This is a genomic window from Bradyrhizobium sp. USDA 3650, assembly GCF_054057395.1.
On sequence record NZ_JBSRZG010000001.1, the window covers coordinates 5948343 to 5973549 of the forward strand.

General features: G+C 64.3%; 22 protein-coding genes and 1 pseudogene. 15 read left to right on the top strand and 8 right to left on the bottom strand.

Annotation, left to right across the window (positions count from 1 at the left end):
- Window positions 1–56: 56 nt before the first annotated feature.
- Both ACVIN2_RS27910 and ACVIN2_RS27915 read left to right on the top strand, forming a co-directional pair.
- The gene (locus ACVIN2_RS27910; RefSeq protein ID WP_007596286.1) at window positions 57–329 is read left to right on the top strand and encodes a DUF2312 domain-containing protein; all 273 of its coding nucleotides are present in this window, start codon (window positions 57–59) and stop codon (window positions 327–329) included.
- A 60-nt stretch (window positions 330–389) separates the two neighbouring features.
- Window positions 390–812: a DUF1801 domain-containing protein gene (locus tag ACVIN2_RS27915; protein WP_456768031.1), complete on the top strand. Its 423-nt coding sequence runs from the start codon at window positions 390–392 to the stop codon at window positions 810–812.
- 15 nt (window positions 813–827) lie between these two features.
- On the opposite strand, the gene ACVIN2_RS27920 is transcribed toward ACVIN2_RS27915, so the two are convergent.
- The 3 genes from ACVIN2_RS27920 to ACVIN2_RS27930 form a co-directional block, all read right to left on the bottom strand.
- Window positions 828–2447, bottom strand: coding sequence for a DUF882 domain-containing protein (locus ACVIN2_RS27920; RefSeq protein WP_456768032.1), 1620 nt, complete (start codon window positions 2445–2447; stop codon window positions 828–830).
- Window positions 2448–2731: 284 nt separating this feature from the next.
- Window positions 2732–4891 carry a L,D-transpeptidase family protein gene (locus ACVIN2_RS27925; RefSeq protein WP_456768033.1) on the bottom strand — a complete coding sequence of 720 codons (2160 nt, stop codon included), beginning with the start codon at window positions 4889–4891 and terminating at the stop codon, window positions 2732–2734.
- 347 nt (window positions 4892–5238) lie between these two features.
- Entirely contained in the window at window positions 5239–6732 is a 1494-nt protein-coding gene (locus ACVIN2_RS27930; RefSeq protein WP_456768034.1) for a sigma-54-dependent transcriptional regulator, read from the bottom strand.
- A 127-nt stretch (window positions 6733–6859) separates the two neighbouring features.
- Here ACVIN2_RS27930 and ACVIN2_RS27935 point away from each other — a divergent pair.
- The 11 genes and pseudogenes from ACVIN2_RS27935 to ACVIN2_RS27985 all read left to right on the top strand — a co-directional run bounded on the left by ACVIN2_RS27935 (window position 6860) and on the right by ACVIN2_RS27985 (window position 20308).
- A pseudogene (locus ACVIN2_RS27935) lies at window positions 6860–8783 on the top strand (M3 family oligoendopeptidase).
- Window positions 8784–9035: 252 nt separating this feature from the next.
- Window positions 9036–12062, top strand: a complete 3027-nt coding sequence (locus tag ACVIN2_RS27940; protein WP_456768035.1) for a patatin-like phospholipase family protein — start codon at window positions 9036–9038, stop codon at window positions 12060–12062.
- Between the two features lie 140 nt (window positions 12063–12202).
- On the top strand, window positions 12203–12355 hold the full coding sequence (locus ACVIN2_RS27945) for an aa3-type cytochrome c oxidase subunit IV (protein WP_007596280.1): 153 nt from the start codon (window positions 12203–12205) through the stop codon (window positions 12353–12355).
- A 137-nt stretch (window positions 12356–12492) separates the two neighbouring features.
- Window positions 12493–13620 carry a Re/Si-specific NAD(P)(+) transhydrogenase subunit alpha gene (locus tag ACVIN2_RS27950; RefSeq protein ID WP_456768036.1) on the top strand — a complete coding sequence of 376 codons (1128 nt, stop codon included), beginning with the start codon at window positions 12493–12495 and terminating at the stop codon, window positions 13618–13620.
- Between the two features lie 11 nt (window positions 13621–13631).
- Complete coding sequence (locus ACVIN2_RS27955; RefSeq protein ID WP_007596278.1) at window positions 13632–13949, top strand: proton-translocating transhydrogenase family protein; 318 nt, start codon at window positions 13632–13634, stop codon at window positions 13947–13949.
- Window positions 13950–13991: 42 nt separating this feature from the next.
- The gene (locus ACVIN2_RS27960; protein WP_456768037.1) at window positions 13992–15389 is read left to right on the top strand and encodes an NAD(P)(+) transhydrogenase (Re/Si-specific) subunit beta; all 1398 of its coding nucleotides are present in this window, start codon (window positions 13992–13994) and stop codon (window positions 15387–15389) included.
- Window positions 15390–15532: 143 nt separating this feature from the next.
- Window positions 15533–16330: an alpha/beta hydrolase gene (locus ACVIN2_RS27965; protein WP_456768038.1), complete on the top strand. Its 798-nt coding sequence runs from the start codon at window positions 15533–15535 to the stop codon at window positions 16328–16330.
- Entirely contained in the window at window positions 16284–17765 is a 1482-nt protein-coding gene (locus ACVIN2_RS27970) for a sodium:proton antiporter (RefSeq protein WP_456768039.1), read from the top strand. Before ACVIN2_RS27965 ends, ACVIN2_RS27970 begins: the two co-directional genes overlap by 47 nt.
- 70 nt (window positions 17766–17835) lie before the next feature.
- On the top strand, window positions 17836–18933 hold the full coding sequence (locus tag ACVIN2_RS27975; RefSeq protein WP_456768040.1) for a calcium:proton antiporter: 1098 nt from the start codon (window positions 17836–17838) through the stop codon (window positions 18931–18933).
- A 35-nt stretch (window positions 18934–18968) separates the two neighbouring features.
- Window positions 18969–19253 carry a cupin domain-containing protein gene (locus tag ACVIN2_RS27980; protein ID WP_275169581.1) on the top strand — a complete coding sequence of 95 codons (285 nt, stop codon included), beginning with the start codon at window positions 18969–18971 and terminating at the stop codon, window positions 19251–19253.
- 92 nt (window positions 19254–19345) lie between these two features.
- Complete coding sequence (locus ACVIN2_RS27985; RefSeq protein ID WP_456768041.1) at window positions 19346–20308, top strand: hypothetical protein; 963 nt, start codon at window positions 19346–19348, stop codon at window positions 20306–20308.
- Between the two features lie 27 nt (window positions 20309–20335).
- On the opposite strand, the gene ACVIN2_RS27990 is transcribed toward ACVIN2_RS27985, so the two are convergent.
- Together ACVIN2_RS27990 and rpsU are read right to left on the bottom strand one after the other, a co-directional pair.
- Complete coding sequence (locus ACVIN2_RS27990) at window positions 20336–20986, bottom strand: tetratricopeptide repeat protein (RefSeq protein ID WP_456768042.1); 651 nt, start codon at window positions 20984–20986, stop codon at window positions 20336–20338.
- Window positions 20987–21110: 124 nt separating this feature from the next.
- Complete coding sequence (gene rpsU / locus ACVIN2_RS27995; RefSeq protein WP_007614218.1) at window positions 21111–21425, bottom strand: 30S ribosomal protein S21; 315 nt, start codon at window positions 21423–21425, stop codon at window positions 21111–21113.
- Window positions 21426–21687: 262 nt separating this feature from the next.
- Between rpsU and aqpZ the strand changes: the two genes are divergently transcribed.
- A complete protein-coding gene (gene aqpZ, locus ACVIN2_RS28000) occupies window positions 21688–22410 on the top strand; it encodes an aquaporin Z (protein WP_247401078.1) in 723 nt (240 codons plus the stop codon).
- A 36-nt stretch (window positions 22411–22446) separates the two neighbouring features.
- On the opposite strand, the gene ACVIN2_RS28005 is transcribed toward aqpZ, so the two are convergent.
- Window positions 22447–23553: a 5-(carboxyamino)imidazole ribonucleotide synthase gene (locus tag ACVIN2_RS28005; RefSeq protein ID WP_456768043.1), complete on the bottom strand. Its 1107-nt coding sequence runs from the start codon at window positions 23551–23553 to the stop codon at window positions 22447–22449.
- Window positions 23550–24038, bottom strand: coding sequence for a 5-(carboxyamino)imidazole ribonucleotide mutase (purE, locus tag ACVIN2_RS28010; RefSeq protein WP_456768044.1), 489 nt, complete (start codon window positions 24036–24038; stop codon window positions 23550–23552). The genes ACVIN2_RS28005 and purE overlap by 4 nt, the downstream gene beginning before the upstream one ends.
- 141 nt (window positions 24039–24179) lie before the next feature.
- Here purE and ACVIN2_RS28015 point away from each other — a divergent pair, with 141 nt between their 5' ends.
- The gene (locus tag ACVIN2_RS28015; protein ID WP_456768045.1) at window positions 24180–24944 is read left to right on the top strand and encodes a GGDEF domain-containing protein; all 765 of its coding nucleotides are present in this window, start codon (window positions 24180–24182) and stop codon (window positions 24942–24944) included.
- Here ACVIN2_RS28015 and ACVIN2_RS28020 read toward each other — a convergent pair whose 3' ends face one another.
- On the bottom strand, window positions 24945–25196 hold the full coding sequence (locus ACVIN2_RS28020) for a hypothetical protein (protein WP_027570367.1): 252 nt from the start codon (window positions 25194–25196) through the stop codon (window positions 24945–24947).
- Between the last annotated feature and the right edge of the window lie 11 nt (window positions 25197–25207).

Here is a 25207-nt window from a genome sequence, read left to right on the forward strand (position 1 = left end):
GCGCGGTGAGGATGCCGGCGTCACCTCGTTTTGCCAGTTCCATTGGGAGTACCAAGATGGCCACCTCCGCCGCCGTCCGCGACGACGAGCCCGCGACGAAATTTGCCAAGGACCAGCTCAAGTCCATCATCGAGCGCATCGAGCGGCTGGAGGAAGAGAAGAAGGCGATCTCCGACGACATCCGCGACGTCTTCGCCGAGGCCAAGGGCAACGGCTACGACGTCAAGGCGCTGCGCACCATCGTGCGCATGCGCAAGCAGGACCCGAACGAGCGCGCCGAGGCCGAGACGATCCTCGAGACCTACATGCAGGCACTGGGGATGATCTGAGCTATCGGTGTCGTCCTGGCTTTTGCCAGGGCGACACCATGTCGATCGAAGGAGACCGCGGTGACTGCGCCGCCGCTGCCGCGCGAGGTAAGCCGTGCCTACGACGCTTTTCCGGCGTCAATCGGCAAGCGGCTGCTTTGGGTACGCGAGCTGATCTTCGCGACCGCCGCGGCGCATGAAGGCATCGGCCGTCTCACCGAAACGTTGAAATGGGGCGAGCCTGCTTATCTGACCGAAGAGACCGGCAGTGGCAGCACGATCCGGCTCGGCCGCCTGAAGGACTCCGCGCACGCCGCGATTCTGTTCAACTGCAAGACGACGCTGGTCGATACCTTTCGCGAACGCTTTCCCGATCAGTTCGAATATCGGCAGACCAGGGCGCTGCTGTTGCCGGTGTCGGGCAAGCTGCCGAAGCAGGACCTATCGGTCTGCCTGTCGCTGGCGTTGACGTATCATCTGGATCGACGAAGGAAGAAGCGTTAGCGGCGCGCGAAGACCTCAGCGCAACGCGGCGGTCCGCATGACGAAGGACGTCGTCTCGAGCTTGGCGGTGGCGGTGCCCGAGAAACTGTCGCAGGACAGGCCCTGCATCGGATCGTCGGCAAAACCCATGGCGATCACGGACTGCGGCTTGACGAAGTAGGCGCGCATTGCGGCCGTGTCGAGCTCGCCCATCAGCGTGACCGACATCGCGCGGCTGGCGCTCGGCGACAGCATCACGATCTTGAGCCAGATGCTTTCGCCCTTGGCTGCGGAGAGCCGGGTCGCGGTTGCGACCATGCCGTCGACGCGCTTGCCGACCACCGTGTTGATCTCGGTCGCGGGCGCAACGTTGCGCGACGAGGCGGGACGGGCGGAGCGCGGGATCGGTGCGGAGGCGGCGACGACATTGGCGCGGTCGACCGGGGAGGCGGACGCCGGCGCGTAGGCCAGCGCCTGATAGGCGGCGCTGGACATGCTCGCGGTCGGCTGCGGATCGGCAGCGGCGGCAAGCGCCTGTCGGGCCTTCAGCGCAGCCACTTGAGCAGGCGTCGCCTGCTGCGGCGTAGCCGGCGCGTCCCAGAAGCCACGGGCATTGATGATGTCGGCGGGCGTCTCGGGCTTGGCGTCAGCAGATTTGCCGGCGGCCGGCTTGTCAGCCACGGGCGCCGGCTTCGACTTGGGCAGCGCGACGACCTGCGCATCGGCCGAGGCGAGTTGAATCGTCGCCGCGACCGACGGCTTGGCGCGCGGCGTCGGCACCGGCTCGGCCGGCTTGGTCGCGGCGGCGACCACGGTCGGCGCGACAGGCTTCGCGGCCGGAGCGGGCGCGCCCTCGTCATCCTCGTCGTTGCTCGCGGCGGCCGGAGCCGGCTTGCCCTTGAACAGGGCGGCAAAGAAATTCGACTTGCTGCCGGAATCCTCGCCGCTGCCGCGCCGCTCGATCTCGGCCTTGGCGAGCTCATAGCCCTTCAGCGGCGTGCCGTCGGTGGGGACATGGACGGTGCGTCCGTCCGGGAAGACCCGGGCGAGCTGGTCATGCGTCATGCGCGGCCAATGCCGGATGCTGCCGGTGTCGAGATGCACGAACGGCGAGCCGGAGGTCGGGTAGAAGCCGACGCCGCCGCGCTGGAGGCGCAGGCCGGCGAAGCGGATCTGCTCCAGCGGCACGTTCGGGATGTAGAAGTCCATCGCATGCCCCAGCATGTGCTGGCTGAAGCGCGCCACGCCGGAGGAGCGGCGGCGGAGCATGGAGTTGGTGGCGGGCGAGCGGTAGGCGGAGATGATCTGGATCGGCTGCTTGCCGTCGACGTCGCGATAGACTTCCCAGAGGATGTCGAAGAGGTGACGGTCCATGACCGTCTCGTCCTGGCTGCGCCAGTCGCGCAGGAAGTGGTTGAGCTGCTTCAGCGCCGCTTCGTCGTAGCGCCCGTCGCGCTTGAAGGTGACGGTGAGGTCTTCGCCGGAATGGGTGTGGTGGAAGGAGAGCGTCTTGGTCTCGTTGAGCGCGGCGGCGTCATGAACTGAACCCGCGGCAGCAAGCAGCAATACGGCAGCGAGGCCGATCCGTGATCCGGCCTTCACTCCCGCATGGGACAACGACAGCACAGCAAATTGGCGTGCGATACCAGTCAGCACGTTAGAGCCCACCCAGTCGACGAGCGTTCAAAATGGACTCTCCCGCTAACCCCGTTAGCGCGCGAAAGAGGATGAACGCTTTGTTAAAGCGAGAAGGTTAATTCGAGGTTGACCTTCCCGCCCCCAAACCAAGTCAGATCTCGAACCTAACCGGGTGAGTGTGGCAAAAAAACGCCCGCTGCCCCAGACCGGGTGGAGAATGGTTAACGTTAAACGACCCCATCCAGGGGACAGGGTCGCTGATTCTATTGCAGAATTTCAGGAAGTGACGCGCTGAGCAGGACTCAGCGGGTGAACACTCGCTGGGGCTTGCGGCCGACTGGAGCCGGCGGTTGGGCAGGGGCCCCACCGCCGAACAGCCGCTCGAAGAAGTTCGGGCCGGACGAGCCGCCATTGGCCGCCAGCACGCCGTTCGGCAGCGTCGTTGCCGGGCGTGAATAGCTCGGCTGGGAGTGCGCCACGACGTTCTCGAGATCCTTGCCGCGACCGTTCTTCAGGATGTTGATCATGGTCGCGTCGCGGCCATAGACGTCCTTGCGGAATTGCAGCTTGCCGCCATCGTCCACGAATGCGGTCTGATAGGTGATGTTGACCGGGATCGGGGTCGGGAATTTCAGATCGATCTCGCTCTTCCCGTACATGCTGCGGACGCGCTCCGGCGTGTACTTCTCGTTCGGCATCGCGATGTTGAGCAGGACCGACGCGTACTGATCCGGGTTCTGCACGCGCATGCAGCCGTGGCTGAAGGCGCGTTCGTCCCGGGCGAACAGGTTCTTGTCCGGCGTGTCGTGCTGATAGACCAGGAACTTGTTCGGGAAATTGAAGCGGATGCGGCCGAGCGCGTTGGCCTCACCGGGCGGCTGCGAGATGTGCACGGAGCCGTCGCGGTTCTGCTCGAGCTTGAGGCCCATGCGCTGGAGCACGGTCGGGTCCTGCTGAAGCGCCGGCAGATATTCGTTGTAGACGATCGACGGCGGCACGTTCCAGGTCGGATTGACCGTGATGTACTTCATCGTCTCGGTGAGCAGCGGGGTCGCATGCGTGCCGGGCTTGCCGGTGACGACGCGGGTGGTCCAGACCTGCTGGCCGCGCTGCATCACCTTCAGCGTGTAGTCGGGAATGTTGAGGATGACGTAGGCATCGCCGAGCGAGGGTACGCCCAGGTCACGCGGCAGCCAGCGCCAGCGCTCCATGTTCACCAGCACCACGTCGATCTGCTTGTCGCGCTTCGGGGTGTTGATCGCCTTGACCGTCTTGTCGTCGAGGACGCCGGTCGCCTTGAGCTCGGCGCCGTTCTGGAACTTGCGCACGGCTTCTGCGACCGCCGCGTCATAGCGGGTGTCGCTGGCGTTCTCGGTGATGCCGAGCTTGGCGCGCAGCTGCGGCACGCGCGGATCTTCAACGACGATTTCAGCCTGCTTCTTGCCGGCCGGGGTGTATTTCAGTGTCGGACCATCGGCGATCTCGATCACCGGGCCGTTGCCCTGGCCGCGGAGCTCCGCGAGCTTCGCCTTCAGCTCCTTGTAGAGCTTCTGCGGCGGATTGTAGCTGTCGAGCGCCGCGGAGGCGTCCGCCGCCGTCGTGACCTTGGCGAGCACCTCGTTCGGATCGATCGGATGCTCGGGATAGAGGATGTCGCCGCTGACCTGCGACCAGTGCATGCGGCCGCTCTGAGCCTGGCGCGCATAGTCGAACATGCTGGCGGTGAGCTTGAGCTCGGCATCGGCGAGCGTATCGGGTGTCGTGGCGGCCGCGAAATCCGGCAGCGGGTAATCGGCGGGATTGAGACCTTCGGACGCCGCGTCCTTCAGCCGTGCGATCACGCCCTTAGCCGCAGCGGTCAGGCTGCCGGCCTGGGTCCAGACCGGCGCGAAGTCGCGTGCACCGTAAAACTTCTCGATCGCCGCGCGCTCGTTCTTGCGGTCGAAATAGCGCGAAGCCTTGGCACCGATGGTGTCCTTGAGCTTGTCGGCGACCGGCTGGTCGGCGGCGGGAACGTTGCTCGCGGCCTTCACCGGCTCCGAGGCCGGAGCCGCAGCGGTGGCGGGCGCGGCCGGCGTTGTCGCCGTGTCGGCCTTGGCAGGTTCGGTCTTCGCCGTCTCGCTCTTCGGCGCCTCGGTCGCCGGCGTGGTGGCGACGTCGGAAGGCTTGGTCTCGACCTTGTCCGGCGCGGGAGCGGCTTCGGCCTTCACGGGTTCCTTGACCGGCTCTTTTGCCGAGTCCTGAACCGTGGCGGTGGTGTCGAGCTTGATGTCGGATGCGGTCGGGGGCGGGACGTTTGCGGGTTCGGGGCGCGGGATCGCGGCTTCGATCGCGAGCTCGGCAGCGCTGCTGCGCGCCTGATCCTGCGCCAGGGCCGAGCTGGCCGATACCGTGAGGAAGGTCGCCGCGACCGTCATCAAGACACGGTCAAAGCCTGCACGGTGGTTCAAACAGTCACGCATTGTGTCGCACCCCTCGGGTGAACTGTCCCCCGTGGAACAGCTTCGTTATCGCCTATTGAGCTTCGGCTAAACCGCGCCGGCCTCTCGAAAGTTGCACGCCTGCACGCAACGAATCCTACGCAGACGATATACAGGCCCCGATTTCGCAGCCAGCGCTACCCGGGACAACTCACGACAAACTGACTTCAAGCAAGCCTCTTGGCAACGGATTGTGCGCTTCTGCCACGCGCTTTTCCCTGTGTCTGTCACTTCCAAGTCACGGTTCAAATCGCAGTCGAATTCCGTCGTCGTACGAACGGCTTACAGTCGTATCGCTCCGCCCGGACGAACCTCCGTTCGCGTCAGGCTCAGTGCGTCTCCTCACCGCTTTTGCCGCCATGGCCGGGAACCCCGGCCTCATCGAGTTTGCGGTAGAGGGTGGACCGGCCGATTTTGAGGCGGCGGGCGACCTCGGACATCTGCCCGCGGTAATGCGAGATCGCGAAACGGATGATCTCGTTCTCGATGTCCTCCAGCGGCCGGACGTCGCCGGTCGCGGTCAGCATGGAGAGAGCACCCGCTTGCGGCAGCGGTGCGATCGGTATGTCATTACCCGACACGACGGAGGGGGCCGCGATTGGCTCCAGCATCAGCGGCGCGGTCGGAATGTCTGTTCCCGGATGCGGCTGCGAGGCGATCAGGGGGAAGTCGTCGAGGCCAAGCTGGTCGCCGTCGCTCATCACCACGGCGCGATAGACCGCGTTTTCGAGCTGGCGGATGTTGCCGGGCCAATCGAGCTGGGCAAGGTGCGCAACGGCCTCGCCGCTGATGCCGGTGATGGGGCGGTTCTCCTCGGCGGCAAAGCGCGCCAGGAAATGCCTGAGCAGATGCGGAATGTCCTCGCGCCGGGCGCGCAGCGATGGGATCGTGAGCGGCAGCACATGCAGGCGATAGAACAAGTCTTCCCGGAAGTGGCCCTGCTTGACCCGCTCAAGCAGCCTGCGGTTGGTCGCCGAGATGATGCGGACGTCGACCTTCACGGGTTTGCGGCCGCCGACCGCCTCGACCGCGCCTTCCTGGAGCGCGCGAAGCAGCTTGACCTGCGCGCTCAGCGGCAGCTCGCTGACCTCATCCAGGAACAGCGTGCCGCCATGGGCTTCGACGAACTTGCCGGTGTGGCGTTCGGTGGCGCCGGTGAAGGCACCCTTCTCGTGACCGAACAGGATGGACTCGACGAGGTTGTCGGGGATCGCGCCGCAATTGACCGCGACGAACGGCTTTGCCTTGCGCTCGCCGCTGCCATGGATGGCGCGCGCGAACATCTCCTTGCCGACGCCGGACTCGCCCTCGATCAGCACCGGGATCGATGAGTTTGTTGCTTTCTGCGCCGCGCGCATCACGCCCGCCATCGCCTCGGCGCGGGTGATGATGTCGGAGAAGGTCAGCCGCCCCTCGCGGCTGTGACGGATGCGCTGCAATTCGCCCTTGAGCGCGGACGAATTGAGCGCGTTGCGAAGGGAGACCTGGAGCCGCTCGAGGCCGACCGGCTTGACCACGAAATCGGCCGCGCCCGCGCGCATCGCCGAGATCACATTGTCGATGCCGCCATGGGCCGTCTGCACGATGACGGGGATGCTGAGACCCGCTTCGCGGATTTTCGCCAGCACGCCCATGCCGTCGAGGCCGGGCATCACGAGATCGAGGATGACGCCGTCGATGGCCGCGTCAGGGGCGGTGAGGGCGGCAATCGCCGCGTCGCCGGAGTCCACCACGATCGTCTCATGGCCGCATTTCTGCACCATGTTTTCGACCAGCCGGCGGGCTACAGCGTCGTCGTCGGCGATCAAAATACTGGCAGCCATGGTGTTCCCCGCACGCTACTACTATCTGTCTCGAATCGGGGCACTCTGGCCGAAGCCGATTAACGCACTGTTAAATCCTGATGCCCCCGCCCGCCGTCGCGATTGTTGAACACAGGTTTCCCACACAATGAATTCGCGCTCCAAGTCTGCAGTTAAGAAGTCCGCCGCTAGCAAGCCCCGCTCTCCGCAAGCTGAACACCAAGACATCCGCAGCCAAGGCAAAACCCTCCAAGCGTTCACCCGCCAAGCCTTCACTCGTCAAGCCTGCGAGCAAGACCGGCAAGCTTCCGGAGTGGAACCTCGCCGACCTCTATTCCGGGATCGATGCGCCGGAAGTGGCGCGCGATCTCGCAAAGATGGATGCCGATTGCGTCGCGTTCGAGACGGACTACAAGGGCAAGCTCGCAACAGGAACAGCAAAGGAAGATGGCGGAAAATGGCTCGCTGAAGCCGTGCGACGCTATGAGGCGATCGACGACCTCGCCGGCCGTCTCGGCTCCTATGCCGGTCTCGTCCATGCCGGCGACAGCGTGGACCCCAAGATTTCAAAGTTTTACGGCGACGTTTCCGAGCGCCTGACGGCGGCATCGACGCATCTGCTGTTCTTCGCGCTCGAGCTCAATCGCGTCGATGACGATATTTTGAACCGCGCGATGCAGGCCACCGAGCTCGCGCACTACCGTCCCTGGATCGAGGATCTGCGCAAGGAGAAGCCGTACCAGCTCGACGACAAGCTCGAGCAGCTCTTCCTGGAGAAGGCGCAGACCGGATATTCCGCCTTCAACCGGCTGTTCGACCAGACCATCTCGGGCTTGCGCTTCAAGGTCGGGCCCAAGGAGCTCGCGATCGAGCCGACGCTCAATCTGTTGCAGGACCGCGACGGCGCCAAGCGCAAGGTTGCGGCAGAGGCGCTCGCAAAGACCTTCAAGGCCAATGAGCGCACCTTTGCGCTGATTACTAACACTCTGGCCAAGGACAAGGACATCTCCGACAGCTGGCGCGGCTTCAAGGACGTCGCGGATTCCCGGCATCTGAACAACCGCGTCGAGCGCGAGGTGGTGGATGCGCTGGTCGCCTCGGTCCGCGCGGCCTATCCAAAATTGTCACATCGCTACTACGCGCTGAAGGCACGCTGGTTCGGCAGGAAGCGCCTGGCCTATTGGGACCGCAACGCGCCGCTGCCTTTTGCGGCGACCGACGTGATCGGCTGGGGCGACGCGCGAAACATGGTGCTCACCGCCTATCGCGGCTTCTCGCCAAAGATGGCTGACATCGCCGAGCGCTTCTTCACCGACCGCTGGATCGATGCGCCGGTGCGCCCGGGCAAGGCGCCGGGTGCCTTCTCGCATCCGACCACGCCGTCCGCGCACCCCTACGTGCTGATGAACTACCAGGGCAAGCCGCGCGACGTGATGACGCTCGCCCATGAGCTCGGCCACGGCGTGCATCAGGTGCTTGCGGCCAGGAACGGCGCGTTGATGGCGCCGACGCCGCTGACGCTGGCGGAGACCGCGAGCGTGTTCGGCGAGATGCTGACCTTCCGGCGGCTGCTGGCGCAGACCAGGAGTGCAAAGCAGCGCCAGGCGCTGCTCGCCGGCAAGGTCGAGGACATGATCAACACCGTGGTGCGGCAGATCGCGTTCTATTCCTTCGAGCGCGCGGTCCACACCGAACGCAAGAACGGCGAGCTCACCGCGACGCGGCTCGGCGAGATCTGGCTCTCGGTGCAGGGCGAGAGCCTCGGGCCGGCAATCGAGATCAAAGCGGGCTACGAGAACTACTGGATGTACATCCCGCATTTCATCCATTCGCCGTTCTACGTCTACGCCTATGCGTTCGGCGATTGTCTCGTGAACTCGCTCTACGCCGTCTACGAGAATGCGGCCGAGGGATTCGCTGAACGTTATCTCGACATGCTCGCCGCCGGCGGCACCAAGCATTATTCCGAATTGCTGCGGCCGTTCGGACTCGATGCCAAGGATCCAAAGTTCTGGGATGGCGGCCTGAGCGTCATCGCCGGCATGATCGACGAGCTGGAAGCGATGGGCTGAGGCGGCGCTGTCGATCCTACGTCGGAGCGGTGTGGAGGGGACCTCGCGAAGGGGCCGTCAACGGAAGCGGTCTCCGACGGAACTGTAGCGGCTCATTCGGCCATCTCGCAGCCGCAGCATGCCAGGCTGGTGGCCTCGAAATGCTTCGGGAGGAAGTTGAACGTTCGCCTGCGCCCGTAGACTAATCTTCTGCGTACTAATTCCTTCATGTGCAATTTTTAATTGATTGTGCGAGGCGCTGGGGAGGCGGACGTGGCCAGCGAAAGCGATCGGCAGACGGAAGTCTTTGAGCCGAACTTGACGGCGGCAAACGATGAAACGGGGTGGTCCACCCAGTTCAGCCGGATCATCGAGACCGAATTCGCGGCCATCAACAGCCGGCGTGCGGCGTTGGAAGCCGACCGCATCAAGGGGCTCGACGCAGGCCCTCGCGAGGGTTCCTCGCCCGATTCCGGGAAACCTTTCGTTCCCGTCATCCCGGCAAAGCGCGACGTCAACGACGTCGTCGGGCTCGCGCTGTCCGGCGGCGGAATCCGTTCGTCCGCCATATGTCTTGGCGTATTGCAGGCCCTCAATCATTACGAACTGATCAAGCGCATCGACTATCTGTCGACGGTCTCTGGCGGCGGCTATATCGGCAGCTCGCTCAGCGCGACGATGACCGCGGCGAACAGGTTCGTCTTTGGCGAGCAGCCGCTTCCCGGCTCGACTGACCGTGCAAGCGAAATCAGCGACACGCAGGCCGTGGGCCATATCAGGAACTATTCCAACTATCTGATTCCGGCCGGTGCGCGCGACCTGCTGACCGGCATTGCCATCGTCGTCCGCGGGCTTGTCGCTAACGTTGGCTTCGTGCTGCCGGTGGTTCTTCTGCTCGTCGCGCTGACAATCATCTCGAATCCGGCAAGGTCGTGCCTCTATGCGCCCAATCTGTTCGGGGTCAACGTTCTTGACGGACAGGTCTTTTCCTTCATCGGCAATTATCCGGTCATAAAGACGTTCGGATTCTCTCTGGCCGGTGCCTTTCTCGCAGTTGTCTTTCTGATCGTCGGCGTGATTCATCGCATGATTTGGCCGGTCAATCGCCGCGAGTTCTTTACTTATCTCGTCGGCATCTCGCTCGTCATGGGCCTGATCTGCAACGCCGCGCACTACTTTCCGATCGCGCATTTTGCGCTCACGCTTTCCGCGACGCTGTTGGGCCTCTTGCTGTTCCTGCTGTGGGCGTTGCGGCGCTCGTTCCTGCCGGACGATCGTCTCCAGGAGTTCCGTGGCCATCTGCCGACCATGGGTGCGACTTATCTGGTGCTGGTTGGTGCGATCGCCTTCTTCGAATTCCAGCCCTTCATGATTGCGCAGATGTTTGGCGTGGCCGAGGGGAGCGGGACCGATCAGGCGGCGGGACTGGTTGCCGGTGTTGTGGTTGGGTGGGTCAAGTCACTTGCAGCGGTCACCACGCCGATTGCAGCTCTCGTGACGGTGTTCCGGCAGCAACTGGGCGGTCTTTTGAAGGGCGCGGGTGCGTCGGATCTCACCTCCCGCATCCTTGCCTATGTCGCCAAGGCGGCAGTCTGGATCGCAGGGTTGGCGCTGCCGCTGCTGATCTGGATCGGCTATCTCTATCTTTGCTTCTGGGGCATCGCGAACGACAAGGCGGTTGGCGTCAATAGCCGGCAGTGCGATGTCAGCGGATGGAGCGCGGATCCCATGACCGCGCCGGTCGAAGCCGCGCCTGCCAGCCTGTCCGGCAAGGTTCAGTTCAACTCGGAAGCCAAGACATTGTCGGCCGAGATTGCCAGCAAGGCCGGCGCAATCGTTGCGGCTCCGGCGAAGGTCGACGTGGCCTCGCACATCCCGCATTGGCTGCTGGCCGCAGCGAAGCCGTTCGGCGATCCCAATCCCGACCATTGGTCGATGACGCTGCTCGGCTATTACAGGATTTCCAACAACATCAACCTGTCGATGGGGGTATTGTATTTTACCGTCGCGCTCGTCTTATTGATCGTATCGCTCATCATGCGGCCGAATGCCAATTCGTTGCACAGGCTGTATCGCGACCGGCTGAGCAAGGCCTTTCTTTTCCGCCCCGACATGCCCAAGCGGCGTATGGCCAAGGACGTCCCGAGCCTCGATCAGGGGCGCGATTTCCCCGAACTCGACCTCAAGCTGAGCGATTTGTGCCCGAGAGAGACCGCACAGGACGGGACAAGGACCTATCAGCTGGCGGCGCCCTATCATCTGATCAATGCCGCGCTCAACATCCAGGGCTCGGATTATGCCAACCGGCGCGGCCGCAATGCGGATTTCTTTCTGTTCTCGCCGGTATGGTCCGGCAGCGAGGCGACCGGCTATTGCGACACCGCCAAGCTCGAGCAGAAAGAAAGCGGACTCGATCTTGCGACCGCGATGGCCATTTCAGGAGCCGCCGCCTCGTCCAATATGGGATCGAACTCGATCAGGCCGCTGACGCCGACGCTCGCGCTCTTGAATGTACGGCTCGGCTATTGGCTGAAGAATCCACAATATGTCGACGATCGGGAGCGGCCGCAGCATCGCTCGACGCTGTATCTATGGTCGGAAATCTCGGGCCGGCTCTACGAGAATGCGGACGCGGTCTACCTGACCGACGGCGGACATATCGAGAATCTCGGTGTCTACGAATTGTTGCGCCGGCGCTGCAAGGTGATCATCGCGGTCGATGCGGAAGCCGATGCGCCGATGAATTTCGGCTCCCTGATGACATTACAGCGTTACGCCCGCATCGATCTCGGCGTGCGGATCAACCTGCCATGGCAACCTATTCGCGATCGCACGCGCGCGCTGATGGCGCGCAATGCCGACCGGAAGACCGAGTTGACGGCGCAGGACAAGGCGGACGACGCTTCGCAGGATCACGTCCACGTCGCCATCGGCGTCATCGATTACGGCGCCGAGCAGAACGGCTATCTCATCTACATCAAATCCTCGCTCACCGGCGACGAGAACGACTACATCTGCGACTTTGCCCGACGCAACGACACCTTCCCGCATGAAGCGACGGGCGATCAGTTCTTCTCGGAGGAACAGTTCGAGGTCTACCGCGCGCTCGGTTTCCACATGACCCATGGTTTCCTCAACGGCGAGCTTCCGGTGTCCGCCGGCTCGGGAACAGGACGACGGACCGCGAACTTCACCAAGGGAGGAGATCCGGTGGTCGATGCGGTCCGCGAGGCGCTCGGCCTTCCGGCGTTGCCGCGACAGGCCGCGACCACCACGGGCACCATGATCGATCAGGGCTGAGCGGCTCGCGCCGGGCTTTCCCACCAATCGGAATTCCAAATGCCCCGATTTGCCGGGAAACCGCGCCTGCCTGCCGTTGCCCTGCCCGAAAGTTTGCGGTATCCCAGCCATGAAATTCGACTTTCGACTGGGGACAATTCATGGCTGACCATAGCGAAGTGGCGTACAGCACCGCCGACGGCAACGACTACGTTGCCCACGAGCAGACCTACGAGGGCTTCATCAAGCTGGTGAAGTACGGCACGGTCTCGGTCGCGCTTATCGTGATCCTGATGGCGATCTTCCTGACCTGATCCACCGCCTGCAGCACCGCCAGCGTCGTCGGTGCCCATAAAATTTGCAATCAAGCCGGATTGAAAACCGGTATCCAACGTTGCGGGAGTAACGCTAAGTTCGCGTGCGCGCTTCTTCCCGCGTCGCCGGAGGGCCTATGAAGATCGCCGTTGCCAAGGAAATCGATCCGTCGGAGCCGCGTGTCGCCGCTTCCCCGGATACGGTGAAGAAGTTCAAGGCGTTAGGCGCCGAGATCGCCATCGAGCCGGGCGCCGGCCTCAAGTCGGGTCTGCCGGACTCCGAATTCACCGCCGTGGGCGCCACCGTCAGCGCCGACGCGCTGAAGGACGCCGACATCATCATCAAGGTGAAGCGCCCCGAAGCCTCCGAGTTGGCGCAGTACAAGCGCGGCGCGCTCGTCATCGCTATCATGGACCCCTACGGCAACGAGGCCGCGCTGAAGACGATCGCCGATTCCGGCGTCTCCGCCTTCGCGATGGAATTGATGCCGCGCATCACGCGCGCGCAGGTGATGGACGTGCTGTCCTCGCAGGCGAACCTTGCCGGCTACCGCGCCGTGATCGAGGGCGCCGAAGCCTTCGGACGCGCCTTCCCGATGATGATGACCGCGGCCGGCACGGTGCCCGCCGCCAAAGTGTTCGTGATGGGCGTCGGCGTCGCCGGCCTCCAGGCGATCGCGACCGCGCGCCGTCTCGGCGCCGTCGTCACTGCGACCGACGTCCGGCCCGCCACCAAGGAGCAGGTCGAATCGCTCGGCGCAAAATTCCTCGCCGTCGAGGACGAGGAATTCAAGAACGCGCAGACTGCCGGCGGCTACGCCAAGGAAATGTCCAAGGAGTACCAGGCCAAGCAGGCCGCGCTCACCGCCGAGCACATCAAGAAACAGGACATCGTGATCACCACCGCGCTGATTCCCGGCCGGCCTGCGCCGAGGCTCGTCACGGCCGACATGGTCAAGTCGATGAAGCCAGGGTCGGTGCTGGTCGATCTCGCCGTCGAGCGCGGCGGCAATGTCGAAGGCGTCAAGGCGGGCGAGGTGGCCGAGGTCGATGGCATCAAGATCGTCGGCTACACCAATGTCGCCGGCCGCGTCGCGGCGTCGGCTTCCAGCCTCTACGCGCGCAATTTGTTCAACTTCATCGAGACGATGGTCGACAAGACCAGCAAGGCGCTGGCCGTGAACTGGGACGACGAACTCGTCAAGGCGACCGCGCTGACCCGAGACGGCGCCGTCATCCACCCGAATTTCCAGCCGAAAGCGTAAGGAGAGCCGTCATGGAGCATATCGCACAAGTCGTCGATCCCTTCGTCTTCCGGCTGTCGATCTTCGTTCTCGCCGTCTTCGTCGGCTATTTCGTGGTGTGGTCGGTGACCCCGGCGTTGCACACGCCGCTTATGAGCGTGACCAATGCGATCTCCTCGGTGATCGTGGTCGGCGCGCTACTCGCGGTCGGCGTCGGCATGATCTCAAGCGGCTCGGGCTGGGCGCGCGGCTTCGGCTTCATCGCGCTCATTTTCGCCTGCGTGAATATCTTCGGCGGCTTCCTTGTCACCCAGCGCATGCTGGCGATGTACAAGAAGAAGGTGAAGTGAGCGGCGTGCACCTCGGGGTGACAAAGACAAAGGGGACCTGAGATGAACGCCAATCTGGCTGCAGTTCTGTATCTCGTGGCGGGTGTGCTGTTCATCCTGTCACTGCGCGGGCTGTCCAGCCCCGCCTCATCGCGGCAGGGCAATTTCTTCGGCATGATCGGCATGGCGATCGCGGTCGCCACCACGCTGGCCAGCCATCCGCCGGCGGACGGCCTCGCCTGGATCCTCGTGATCCTTGGCATCGCGATCGGCGGCAGCGTCGGCGCGGTGATCGCGCGCCGCGTGCCGATGACCTCGATGCCGGAACTGGTCGCCGCCTTCCATTCGCTGGTCGGCATGGCCGCGGTGCTGGTCGCCGCCGGCGCGTTCTACGCGCCGGAGGCCTTCGACATCGGCAGCCCCGGCAACATTCATCCGCAGAGCCTGGTCGAAATGTCGCTCGGCGTCGCCATCGGCGCGCTGACCTTCACCGGTTCGGTGATCGCGTTCCTGAAGCTGTCCGCGCGCATGAGCGGCGCGCCGATCATCCTGCCGTTCCGTCACATCATCAACATCGCGCTCGCGGTCGCCCTCGTCGTCTTCATCGTCGGGCTGGTGATGTCGGGCAGCGCGCTCGACTTCTGGCTGATCGTCATCATCGCGCTGGCGCTCGGCGTCCTCATGATCATCCCGATTGGCGGCGCCGACATGCCGGTCGTGATTTCGATGCTGAACTCGTACTCGGGCTGGGCCGCGGCCGGCATCGGCTTTACCCTCGGCAATTCCGCGCTGATCATCACCGGCGCGCTGGTGGGATCGAGCGGCGCTATCCTGTCCTACATCATGTGCCACGCGATGAACCGCTCCTTCATCTCGGTCATCCTCGGCGGCTTCGGCGGCGAGACCGCGGCGGCCGGCGGTGGCGGCGGCGAGCAGAAGCCGGCCAAGCTCGGCTCGGCCGACGACGCGGCCTTCATCATGAAGAACGCGCAGAAGGTCATCATCGTGCCCGGCTACGGCATGGCGGTGGCGCAGGCTCAGCATGCGCTACGCGAAATGGGCGACGTCCTGAAGAAGGAAGGCGTCGAGGTGAAATACGCCATTCACCCGGTCGCTGGCCGCATGCCCGGCCACATGAACGTGCTGCTGGCCGAAGCCAACGTGCCCTATGACGAGGTGTTCGAGCTCGAGGACATCAACTCCGAATTCGCGCAGGCCGACATCGCCTTCGTGATCGGCGCCAACGACGTCACCAATCCGGCCGCCGAAGAGGACAAGACCTCGCCGATCTACGGCATGCCGGTGCTCCAGGTCTGGAAGGCCGGCACCGTGATGTTCATCAAGCGCTCGCTCGCTTCGGGCTATGCCGGCATCGACAATCCGCTGTTCTATCGCGACAACACCATGATGCTGCTCGGCGACGCCAAGAAGGTCACCGAGAACATCGTCAAGGCGATGTAGCGCGCAGGCAAACGGGCCATTGCCAAGCGCGCCGCCATGCGGCGGCGTGCGGCTGCTGTGACGTTCCGGCGCGCCACGGGCGAGGTCATGAAATTGCTGCGGAGCCGGCGCAAAGCCCAGAACGGGGGCCGGGCCGCGTCATCATGACCATCGTCAAGTGGATCGCCATCCTGCTCGTGACCGTCTATTGCGCCGGTCTCGTCGTGCTGTATGTCAGGCAGCGCGAGATGCTGTTTCCGATCCCGCCCGTCGGTCGCACCACGCCGGACGCCGCAGGCCTCCCTGAGGCCGAAGAGCATGTCCTGACCACCACCGATGGCGAGAAAGTCATCGTCTGGCACGTGCCGGCCAAGCCCGGTCGTCCCGTGATCCTGTATTTTCCGGGCAATGGCGATTATCTCGCCGGTCGCATCAGCCGTTTCAAGGCCATGACGGCGGACGGCACCGGCCTCGTCGCGCTGTCCTATCGTGGCTATGCCGGCTCGAGCGGGGCGCCGAGTGAGGAGGGCCTGCTGCGCGATGCCGCGGCAGCCTACGCCTTCACCACCGCGCGCTACGCGGCGGAACGAATCGTCGCCTGGGGCTTTTCGCTCGGGACAGGCGTGGCGGTCGCGGTCGCCTCGGAGCATCGTGTTGGAAAACTCATCCTGGAGGCGCCCTATACATCGACGGCCGACATTGCAGCTTCATCGTTCTGGTACGTTCCGGTGCGCCTGCTGATGCGCGATCCATTTCATTCCGACGAGCGTATCCCGCGCGTCACTGTGCCGCTATTGGTGATGCATGGCACCGATGACCTTGCCATTTCGATCGTGTTCGGAGAGCGTCTGTTCGCGCTTGCGCACGAACCGAAGCAGTTCGTTCGCTTTCCAGGCGGTGGACACGATAATCTCGATGCATTCGGTGCGATTGAAACGGCGAGGCGCTTCATTGCTTTCTAGACGACTTGTCTTTCGGCGCGCGAGCGGGTTCATTGCCGCGATCCTCGTGATTTTGTTGCCACAGCACGCATGGGCGGCGACCGGGCTCGATGGCGCGGCGATGGGCTGGCCCTATGCGCTGCCGTTTGCCGGCCTCCTGCTGTCGATCGCGCTTGGCCCGCTGCTGTTTGCACGATTCTGGCACCATCATTACGGCAAGATCGCCGCGGCATGGTCGCTGCTGGCACTCGCCTCGCTCGTCATCCTTGCCGGGAGCATGGCGACGCTGGCGGCGCTCGTTCACGCCATGCTGGCCGAATATCTCGGCTTCATCGTGCTGCTGTTCTCGCTCTATGTCGTGGCCGGGGGCATTCTCGTGACGGGCGACATCAAGGCAACGCCGGCAGCGAATGCGGGCATCCTTGCGCTCGGTACGGTGATGGCGAGCGTCGTCGGCACCACGGGGGCGGCCATGATCCTGATCCGCCCTCTGATCCGCGCCAACCGGCCGCGGCGCTACAACGCCCACGTCGTCATCTTCTTCATCATCCTGGTCGCCAATGTCGGCGGCGCGCTGAGCCCGCTCGGCGATCCCCCGCTGTTCGTCGGCTTTCTGCATGGCGTCGACTTCTTCTGGACCACGCGGACCATCTGGCTGCAGACGGCGATCGTTGCCGGATTGCTGCTCGCGATCTTCGTCGTCATCGACGTCTGGCGCTTCCGTAGCGAACCCTTGCCCGGCGCTGCCGGCACCGCGAAGCCGGTCCGCATCCGCGGCCTCGTCAACCTGGTGCTGATCGCAGCCATCGTCGCGAGCCTGCTGGCCTCGGCGATGTGGAAGCCCGGCATCGCCTTCGACATTCTCGGGACCACGCTGGAGCTGGAAGATATCGCCCGCAACGCGGCGCTGCTGGCCATAGCGGGCCTGTCGGTGTGGTTGACGCCGGACGAGCACAGGCAGGCCAACGGCTTCACCTGGGAGCCGATCCGCGAAGTCGCAAAGCTGTTCGCCGGCATTTTTATCGCGATCATCCCGGTCATCGCCATGCTCAATGCCGGCCATCACGGCGCGTTCGCCTGGCTGCTGTCGGCCGTGACGACGCCGGACGGCACGCCGCGCGAGGTTGCCTATTTCTGGTTTACCGGTCTGATGTCGGCGTTCCTCGACAATGCGCCGACCTATCTATTGTTCTTCGAGTTGGCCGGTGGCGACCCGCAGGTGATGATGCACGAGCTCTCGGGTACGCTCGCCTCCATCTCCATGGGCGCCGTCTACATGGGCGCGCTCACCTATATCGGTAACGCGCCGAATTTCATGGTGAGCAGCATCGCTCGCGAGAACGGCATCGAGATGCCGAGCTTCTTCGGTTACTTCGTGCGCGCCAGCGCGGTGCTGATCCCGCTATTCGTGCTGCTGACGCTGCTGCCGTTCGCTCCGATCCTGCGCTGGCATTGAATCCGCTAGCCGATTTGCTACTGCTCGCCCAAGATGCGATGAATTTGCGCGAAGCAATTGGAGCCGATGGATGAGCGCGCATAATCCGATGCCTCGGTCGGCCTGGATCTTTCCGGCGCTGGCCGTGCTGTTGTTCGCGGCCGTCAGCGCGACGGGCTATGTGTTCACGCTGTCGTTCGGCGGGCTCGTCTTCGCCCTCGTGCTCCTCGTCATCCTGTTCGGCACGGTGTTTGCCGCGGTCCATCATGCCGAAGTGATCGCCGAGCGGGTCGGCGAACCCTACGGCACGCTAGTGCTGACGCTCGCGGTGACCATCATCGAGGTGGCGCTGATCACCACGATCATGCTGGGCGACAAGCCGGCCCCGGAACTGGCGCGCGACACCGTGTTCGCCGTGGTCATGATCGTCTGCAATGGCCTCGTCGGGCTCTGCATCTTCATCGGCGGCCTGCGCTATCGCGAGCAGGGCTTTCAGCTCTCCGGCGCCAACGTTTATCTCAGCGTGCTGTTCGCGCTCGCGACCATCACCCTGATCATGCCGAACTACACCACGACCACGCCGGGCCCGGTCTATTCGGCGGTTCAACTCGGCTTCGTCGACGTTGTCACGCTCGCGCTGTACGGGGTGTTTCTCTACACCCAGACCGTACTGCACAAGGATTACTTCGTTCACGACCGGGCGGGCGGCGGCAGCGGCGAGGCGCATCTGTCGGGCCGGACTATGGTGCTCAGCATCGTGCTGCTGCTGATCGCGTTGCTGGCGGTCGTGCTGCTATCCAAGAAATTCTCGCTGGTCGTCGACGCCGTCGGGGCCAAAATTGGTGCGCCGCCTGCCTTTGCCGGACTTCTGGTGGCGCTCCTGATCCTGCTGCCGGAAGGCGTCGCGGCCGTCTCGGCGGCCCGCAAGAACGACCTCCAGAAGAGTATCAACCTCGCTTTGGGCTCCTCGCTGGCTACCATCGGGCTGACCATCCCGGCCGTCGGTGTCGCCACCTATGCACTCGACAAGGAGCTCACGCTCGGCCTGAGCGAGCAGGGCATCGTGCTTTTGCTCCTGACCTTCTTTTTGAGCATGCTGACCTTCGGTACAGGCAGGACCAATGTCCTGTTCGGGCTGGTCCATATGGTGGTATTTGCCGTCTACGTGTTCATGGTTTTCGTGCCCTGAACCGGTTTTCCGGATATGCCCCCAGGAGAGTTCCGATGCTTGCCGCCAAGTCCGAGGTTCAGGTCGACAATGAGCAGGTTCGGGTGACCGAGTGGCGGCTCGCGCCAAACAGCGCCACCGGGCATCACACCCACGGCATGGACTACGTCATTGTTCCCGTGGTCGCAGGGGAAATGACCATCGTGGCACCCAGTGGCGAGCGGTCCAAAGCACAGCTTGCGGCTGGGAAATCCTATTTTCGCAAGGCCGGCGTCCAGCACGACGTGCTTAACGAAACCGCAACCGAGATCGTGTTCCTTGAGGTCGAGCTGAAGCCGTAATTCCGGCGTACCCCTTTGCCATTGATCTGTCGCAGTTGATCCCTCACTATGCCTCAAAGTTCCCGCATCAGATCGCGCGGGGAGTGGCCGGAATGCTGAAATACATCGCTAAAATCTCGATGGACATCTTCCCCTCGGTGCTCGCAACGATCATCGGGGCGTACATCGTTAATCATTACATCAACGCCAAGCCGGCGGCGGATGCACCCGCGGCCGTGACGGCGCCGGCCGAGGCTGGCAAGAACGGCAAGCCCGCCGATGTGGCCAACCTCCCCGCGCCCGGCGTCAAGGCCAAGGGCATTTCCGAGAAGAAGGTGACGGACAAGCCGGCTACCGAGAAGGCTGCCGATCAGCCCGCCGCGGAGTCGAAGACCTCGACGGCGGACGTGGCACCGGCCGAGGCCGCGCCGCGCGGCAAGCCGTCCGCGCGCGAGAAGGCAGTCGCCAAGTCCACCCCGGCCGTCAGTGCACCCGCTCCCGCCACCCCGGTGGTGGAGGCCAATTCGGCGCCGGCTGCTGCCGCGCCGGCCGCAACCCCCGACGCCAACGATCTCGTGCGCGCCGCGATCGAGCGCCTGCGCAAGTCGCCTGAGAGCAAAGCGGCTGAGGCCAAAGCTTCCGATGCAAAGGCTTCCGACTCAAAGCCTTCCGACAACAAGTCTTCCGAGACCAAGTCGCCCGAGAAGACTCAGGAGCCTGCGGTGCGTGAAGCCGCCCGCACCCCGGAGGCCCCGCGTGTCATTCCCGTGGATACGTCATCGGTGCGTCCGTTGCCGCCGCCGATCACGGTCTCGACACCCGCAGCCGAGGCCTATGGCAATGGCGGCTCGTCGCAGGCGAGCCCGCCCTATACCGCCTCGGTCGGCAACGAGAACCCGAATCGGCTGACGCCCCCGGCTGATATTCCGGTCCCGATGATCGCGCCTCCGCTCGATCTGCGCGCCGATGCCGGCGCGTCCATGCCGCGGCCGAAGACCAATGTCGCCGACGACATGCTGTCGGGCGTCAAGTCCATGTTCCATTCCGTTCTGCCGAAGAGCGTCACCCCGGATTAAGACGGCGTCTGCGCTGCGCCAGAATCGTCAGCCGCCGACGCGGGCGAGGCCGCTGCAGGCGACATCGTCGCGTGGACGAAGCGAGACCGCCTTGGTGTAGGACGCCGCCGCCTTGGTCCTGTCGCCCAGCCGTTCATAGGCTTGCCCGCGTATGGTCCAGACCTGGGCATTGTGGGGATCGGCCTCGGAAGCCTCATCCAGGTCGGCCGCGGCCTCCTTGACCTTGCCGAGGGCGAGATAGCTGATGGCGCGGCCGAGCAGCGGCTCGACCTTCTGCGGGTTTAGGCCGCTCGCGGCGCTGAAATCGGTGATCGCGAAATCGTGCTGGTTCTTGCCCTGGTAGATCAGGGCGCGGCCATAGAGCGCCTGCGCATTGTAGGGATCGAGTCCGGCCGCGTGATTGAATTCATCGAGCGCGGCCGCCGTCTCGCCGGACTTTGCCAGGGCCTGGGCCTTTGCCGTATGGGCCTGGGCCTCACTGACATTGCCGGCGCTGACCACGTTTTCGGCGGTCGCAGCTGCCTTGGGTGCCTCCTGCGGCTTCTCCTTCTCCGGCGTCAGCGATCCCAGGTCGAAGGAGCAGCCGCACAGCGAAATCCCCATCAAGGCCAGCGCAAACGGCTGCAGCAAGATCTGCCGTAACCGCGCCAAGCCGCGCTTGGGGAAAGGGGAGGCCATCTACGGTTCGCTCGCGCTGGTGCCGCATCGGTAGTGCCCATCCCAGGAAGGCACCGTTCACAAAACAATAACGCGGGCCAGGGGCCCGCGTTATCGAAAACTGAAGTCTCTCAAATTCGGTAAATCAGCGCGGTCCGCGCGGACCAGCACTTGCACCTGCACCAGCACCGGGGCCACCGCGACCGCCACGATCACCGCCGGGGCCGGCGCCGAACACCGGCTTCGGCTTCATCGGCAGCAGGCCTTCGCGCTGCAGCTTCTTGCGGGCCAGCTTGCGTGCGCGACGCACGGCTTCGGCCTTTTCGCGGGCCTTCTTCTCGGAGGGCTTTTCGTAGTGACCGCGGAGCTTCATCTCGCGGAAAATACCCTCGCGCTGCATCTTCTTCTTCAGCGCCTTGAGGGCTTGATCGACATTGTTATCGCGAACGAGAACCTGCACGCGGCATCCTCTTCAGTGGATCGGATTTGAATTCTGGTAAGTCAAAGGGGATGGCGAAACGCACAAGCCCTTAACCTTGAGGGCGCGGATGTATCAGACAAAACTTGGGATGTCCACCGGCCAAGCGGGGTTTCGGGCCAAGTTCAGCCATTAAATGAGGCGAAATACCTCTGTGCGGCCCTGATTTGGGAGATTTGACGCCAAGGGTGGGGCCGTTTCCGGAGCTTTGGTCCGGAATCTTTGAAAGCAGGGGACCACACACATGGATATGAAGAAATACGCGGCCGAGGCTATCGGCACCTTTTGGCTCACATTCGCAGGTTGCGGGAGCGCGGTGATCGCGGCGGGCTTTCCGCAGGTTGGCATCGGCCTGGTCGGTGTCTCCCTCGCGTTCGGGCTGAGCGTGGTCACCATGGCCTACGCGATCGGCCACATCTCAGGCTGCCATCTCAATCCGGCCGTCACCGTCGGTCTTGCCGCCGGCGGACGTTTTCCGGCCGGACAGATCCTGCCTTATGTGATCGCACAGGTCGCCGGCGCGATCGTGGCCGCGTGGCTTCTCTACGTCATCGCAAGCGGAGCTCCCGGCTTCGACGTCAGCAAAGGATTCGCGTCCAACGGCTACGACGCCCATTCTCCCGGCCAGTACAGCATGATCGTGTGCTTCCTTACGGAGGTGGTGATGACCATGATGTTCCTGTTCATCATCATGGGCGCCACCCACGGCCGTGCGCCCGCGGGTTTTGCGCCGCTGGCGATCGGACTCGCGCTGGTGATGATCCATCTCGTCAGCATCCCCGTCACCAACACCTCGGTGAACCCGGCGCGCAGCACCGGGCCTGCATTGTTCGTCGGCGGCTGGGCGCTGTCGCAGCTCTGGCTGTTCTGGGTCGCGCCGCTGATCGGCGGCGCGCTGGGTGGGGTGATCTATCGCTGGCTCAGCGACGAACCCACCGGCGTCGTCGCTGGCGCAAAGACGGCGTAATCGCAAAGCGGGATCGCGGCATGCGCCGCGGTCCCGTCAATCGCCGGTCGTGGGTCGCACTTCGGTGACATGCCCCATCTTGCGGCCGGGGCGCGGCGCGCCCTTGCCGTAGATGTGCACGGTCGCGCCCGGCACGCTCAGCCACTTGTCATAGTCGTTGATCTCGTCGCCGATCAGATTGGTCATGGTGACGACCTCGCCGTGGCGCACGGGCTTGCCGAGGGGCCAGCCGGCAATGGCGCGGATGTGCTGCTCGAACTGCGAGACGGATGCACCGTCGAGCGTCCAGTGTCCGGAATTGTGCACGCGCGGAGCGATCTCGTTGACCAGCACCTTGGGTCCGGTGCCGTTGGCGAGCACGAACATCTCGACGGCAAGCACGCCGACATAATCGAGCGCGCCCGCGATCTTGCCGGCAATGCTGCGCGCTTCCTCGGCGAGCACGTCCGGGATCCGGGCGGGCGCTCGGGAGATCTTCAGGATGTGGTCGCGGTGCTCGTTTTCGGTGACGTCGAAACACTCGACCTGGCCTGTCGCGGAGCGGGCAGCGATCACGGAAATCTCACGTTCGTACGGCACGAAGGCTTCCAGGATGGCCGATTTGGTGGCGAGACTGGTCCACACTTTCGCGACGTCGTCGCCCTCGCGGATGATGGCCTGACCCTTGCCGTCATAGCCGAAGCGGCGGGTCTTCAGCACCGCCGGAAGGCCGATCCTGGCGATAGCTCCGCGCAACGACGGGACCGAGGTGACGTCGGCATAGGCTGCGGTGCCGATGCCCAGTCGCGTCACGAAATCCTTCTCGGCGAGCCGGTCCTGGGTGGTCTCGAGGATCTTGCGGTTGGGCAGCACGGGACGGCGCGCATCCAGCACCATCGCGGCCGCGGACGGCACGTTCTCGAATTCGTAGGTGATGACGTCGACGTCGTTGGCGAACAGCTCGAGTGCTTCGACATCGGCATATTCGGCGCAGGTCGCATTCAGGACGACGTCGAAGGCCGGTGAATCCGGATCGGGCGAGAACACCTGGCAGCGCAGGCCGAGCCGTGCCGCCGCCATAGCCAGCATCCGCCCTAATTGTCCGCCGCCGAGGATGCCAATGGTGTCGCCGGGCTTCAGCTTCACCTGCTTTGCGTCAGTCACGCCTTGTCCTCCGGGCGTTCGGCCACGGCCTCGGTCTGCGCCTTGCGCCAGGCGGTGAGGCGGTCGGACAAGACCGGGTCGGACAAGGCCAGCACGGCGGCCGCCAGCAGCGCCGCATTGACGGCGCCGGCCTTGCCGATGGCGAGGGTGCCGACCGGGATGCCCGCGGGCATCTGGACGATCGAATAGAGCGAATCGATACCCTTGAGCGTCCTGGATTCGATGGGAACGCCGAACACGGGCAGTTCCGTCAGCGCTGCCGCCATGCCGGGCAGGTGCGCAGCGCCGCCCGCGCCGGCGATGATGACCTTGTAACCGGCCCCCTTGGCGCCCTTGGCGAACGCAAACAGCCGGTCGGGGGTGCGGTGTGCCGAAACGATGCGAGTGTCGGCGACAACGCCGAGCGCTGCAAGCGTGTCGGCGGTATGCCGCATCGTGTCCCAGTCCGACTGGCTTCCCATGATGATGGCGATTGGCGCGGTCATGACGTCAATTGTGCTCGAAAAACAGGAAGATAGGCCAGATTAGCGGTTCCGGCCGGTTGCTCGCAACGCGGTGGCAAGGAGAAGGGAATGCACTATCCTGTCTTGGTGAATCCCCGCAAGCCTTCATTGAGCAGGATGCCCATGAAGAAACCAAAAAGGGCGAGCGCTGCGAAGGCCAAAAAGGGCCCGAAAACCAGCGCCGGTCGCTCCAAAGTTGCTCCCAAGCGTCTGGCCAAGAGTCGGGGCAAGAGTCCGGCCAAGAGTCCAGCCAAGCTTCCGGCGCGGCGCCGAGCGTCGGCCGCTGGCGGCGCCAAAGGGGCTATGAAGCCGGCCGTCAACGCGACCATCCGTGACCTCCGGAGCAAGCTCAAGGGGGCGCTGCGGCGGGTCGCGGAGCTCGAGGCAGCCGCCGACACCGACTTCCTGCTCGAAATTCCGAACCGGCGCGGCTTCGAACGCGAACTCGCTCGCGCCGTCGCCTACATGAAGCGCTACCGCGCCAGCGGCGCGCTGATCGTGCTCGACGTCGATCGGCTGAAGCCGATCAACGATTCCTTCGGCCATGGCGCCGGCGACGAGGTGCTGAAGGCGATTGCCACCACGCTGACGCGGCAGATCCGCGCCTCGGACGTGGTGGGCCGGCTTGGCGGCGACGAGTTCGCGCTGCTGCTCTGGAATCTCAGCGAGACCGACGCCAAGGCGAAGGCCGCGGCTTTCGAGCAGGCCGTCGACGAATTGTCCTTTGTCTTTCGTGGCCAGCACGTGAGCGCGGGCGCTTCCGCCGGCGTCGCCCTGCTTGGAGTGCAGTCCGACGCCACGCGGGCCCTGGAGGAGGCCGATGCCGCCATGTATGTGCGCAAGGCGCACCGGCGGCACGAGCCGCGCATCAGGCTCGTCAGCAGCTAGTTAAAGTGTGCCGAGGTCTTTCGGTACGTTGCCGAAGCTGCGGAGCAGTTTGGCGTCGCCGAATTCGCCGGTCATGGGATCGCCGCTGCGGCTGAACGCGACGGCGCCGGTGTGGCCGGCGCCGTGCGACATGATCTCGGCGCGCCGTAACGCGGCCGCCGCGCTCTGGCATTCCTCGGCCGCACCTGCGACCGGCGAGCCGTCCTCGTCGGTCAGGAAAGGTAATGCAACGTAATAGGTGACATCGGACATGGTCGGCTCCG

Excerpts from the sequence above, each read along its gene's own strand:
- ACVIN2_RS27910 (WP_007596286.1), top strand. The coding sequence starts at position 57 with ATGGCCACCTCCGCCGCCGTCCGCGACGACGAGCCCGCGACGAAATTT.
- ACVIN2_RS27925 (WP_456768033.1), bottom strand. The coding sequence starts at position 4,891 with ATGCGTGACTGTTTGAACCACCGTGCAGGCTTTGACCGTGTCTTGATG.
- ACVIN2_RS27930 (WP_456768034.1), bottom strand. The coding sequence starts at position 6,732 with ATGGCTGCCAGTATTTTGATCGCCGACGACGACGCTGTAGCCCGCCGG.
- ACVIN2_RS27945 (WP_007596280.1), top strand. The coding sequence starts at position 12,203 with ATGGCTGACCATAGCGAAGTGGCGTACAGCACCGCCGACGGCAACGAC.
- ACVIN2_RS27950 (WP_456768036.1), top strand. The coding sequence starts at position 12,493 with ATGAAGATCGCCGTTGCCAAGGAAATCGATCCGTCGGAGCCGCGTGTC.
- ACVIN2_RS27955 (WP_007596278.1), top strand. The coding sequence starts at position 13,632 with ATGGAGCATATCGCACAAGTCGTCGATCCCTTCGTCTTCCGGCTGTCG.
- ACVIN2_RS27960 (WP_456768037.1), top strand. The coding sequence starts at position 13,992 with ATGAACGCCAATCTGGCTGCAGTTCTGTATCTCGTGGCGGGTGTGCTG.
- ACVIN2_RS27965 (WP_456768038.1), top strand. The coding sequence starts at position 15,533 with ATGACCATCGTCAAGTGGATCGCCATCCTGCTCGTGACCGTCTATTGC.
- ACVIN2_RS27970 (WP_456768039.1), top strand. The coding sequence starts at position 16,284 with ATGCATTCGGTGCGATTGAAACGGCGAGGCGCTTCATTGCTTTCTAGA.
- ACVIN2_RS27975 (WP_456768040.1), top strand. The coding sequence starts at position 17,836 with ATGAGCGCGCATAATCCGATGCCTCGGTCGGCCTGGATCTTTCCGGCG.
- ACVIN2_RS27980 (WP_275169581.1), top strand. The coding sequence starts at position 18,969 with ATGCTTGCCGCCAAGTCCGAGGTTCAGGTCGACAATGAGCAGGTTCGG.
- ACVIN2_RS27985 (WP_456768041.1), top strand. The coding sequence starts at position 19,346 with ATGCTGAAATACATCGCTAAAATCTCGATGGACATCTTCCCCTCGGTG.
- ACVIN2_RS27990 (WP_456768042.1), bottom strand. The coding sequence starts at position 20,986 with ATGGCCTCCCCTTTCCCCAAGCGCGGCTTGGCGCGGTTACGGCAGATC.
- aqpZ (WP_247401078.1), top strand. The coding sequence starts at position 21,688 with ATGGATATGAAGAAATACGCGGCCGAGGCTATCGGCACCTTTTGGCTC.
- purE (WP_456768044.1), bottom strand. The coding sequence starts at position 24,038 with ATGACCGCGCCAATCGCCATCATCATGGGAAGCCAGTCGGACTGGGAC.
- ACVIN2_RS28015 (WP_456768045.1), top strand. The coding sequence starts at position 24,180 with ATGAAGAAACCAAAAAGGGCGAGCGCTGCGAAGGCCAAAAAGGGCCCG.
- ACVIN2_RS28020 (WP_027570367.1), bottom strand. The coding sequence starts at position 25,196 with ATGTCCGATGTCACCTATTACGTTGCATTACCTTTCCTGACCGACGAG.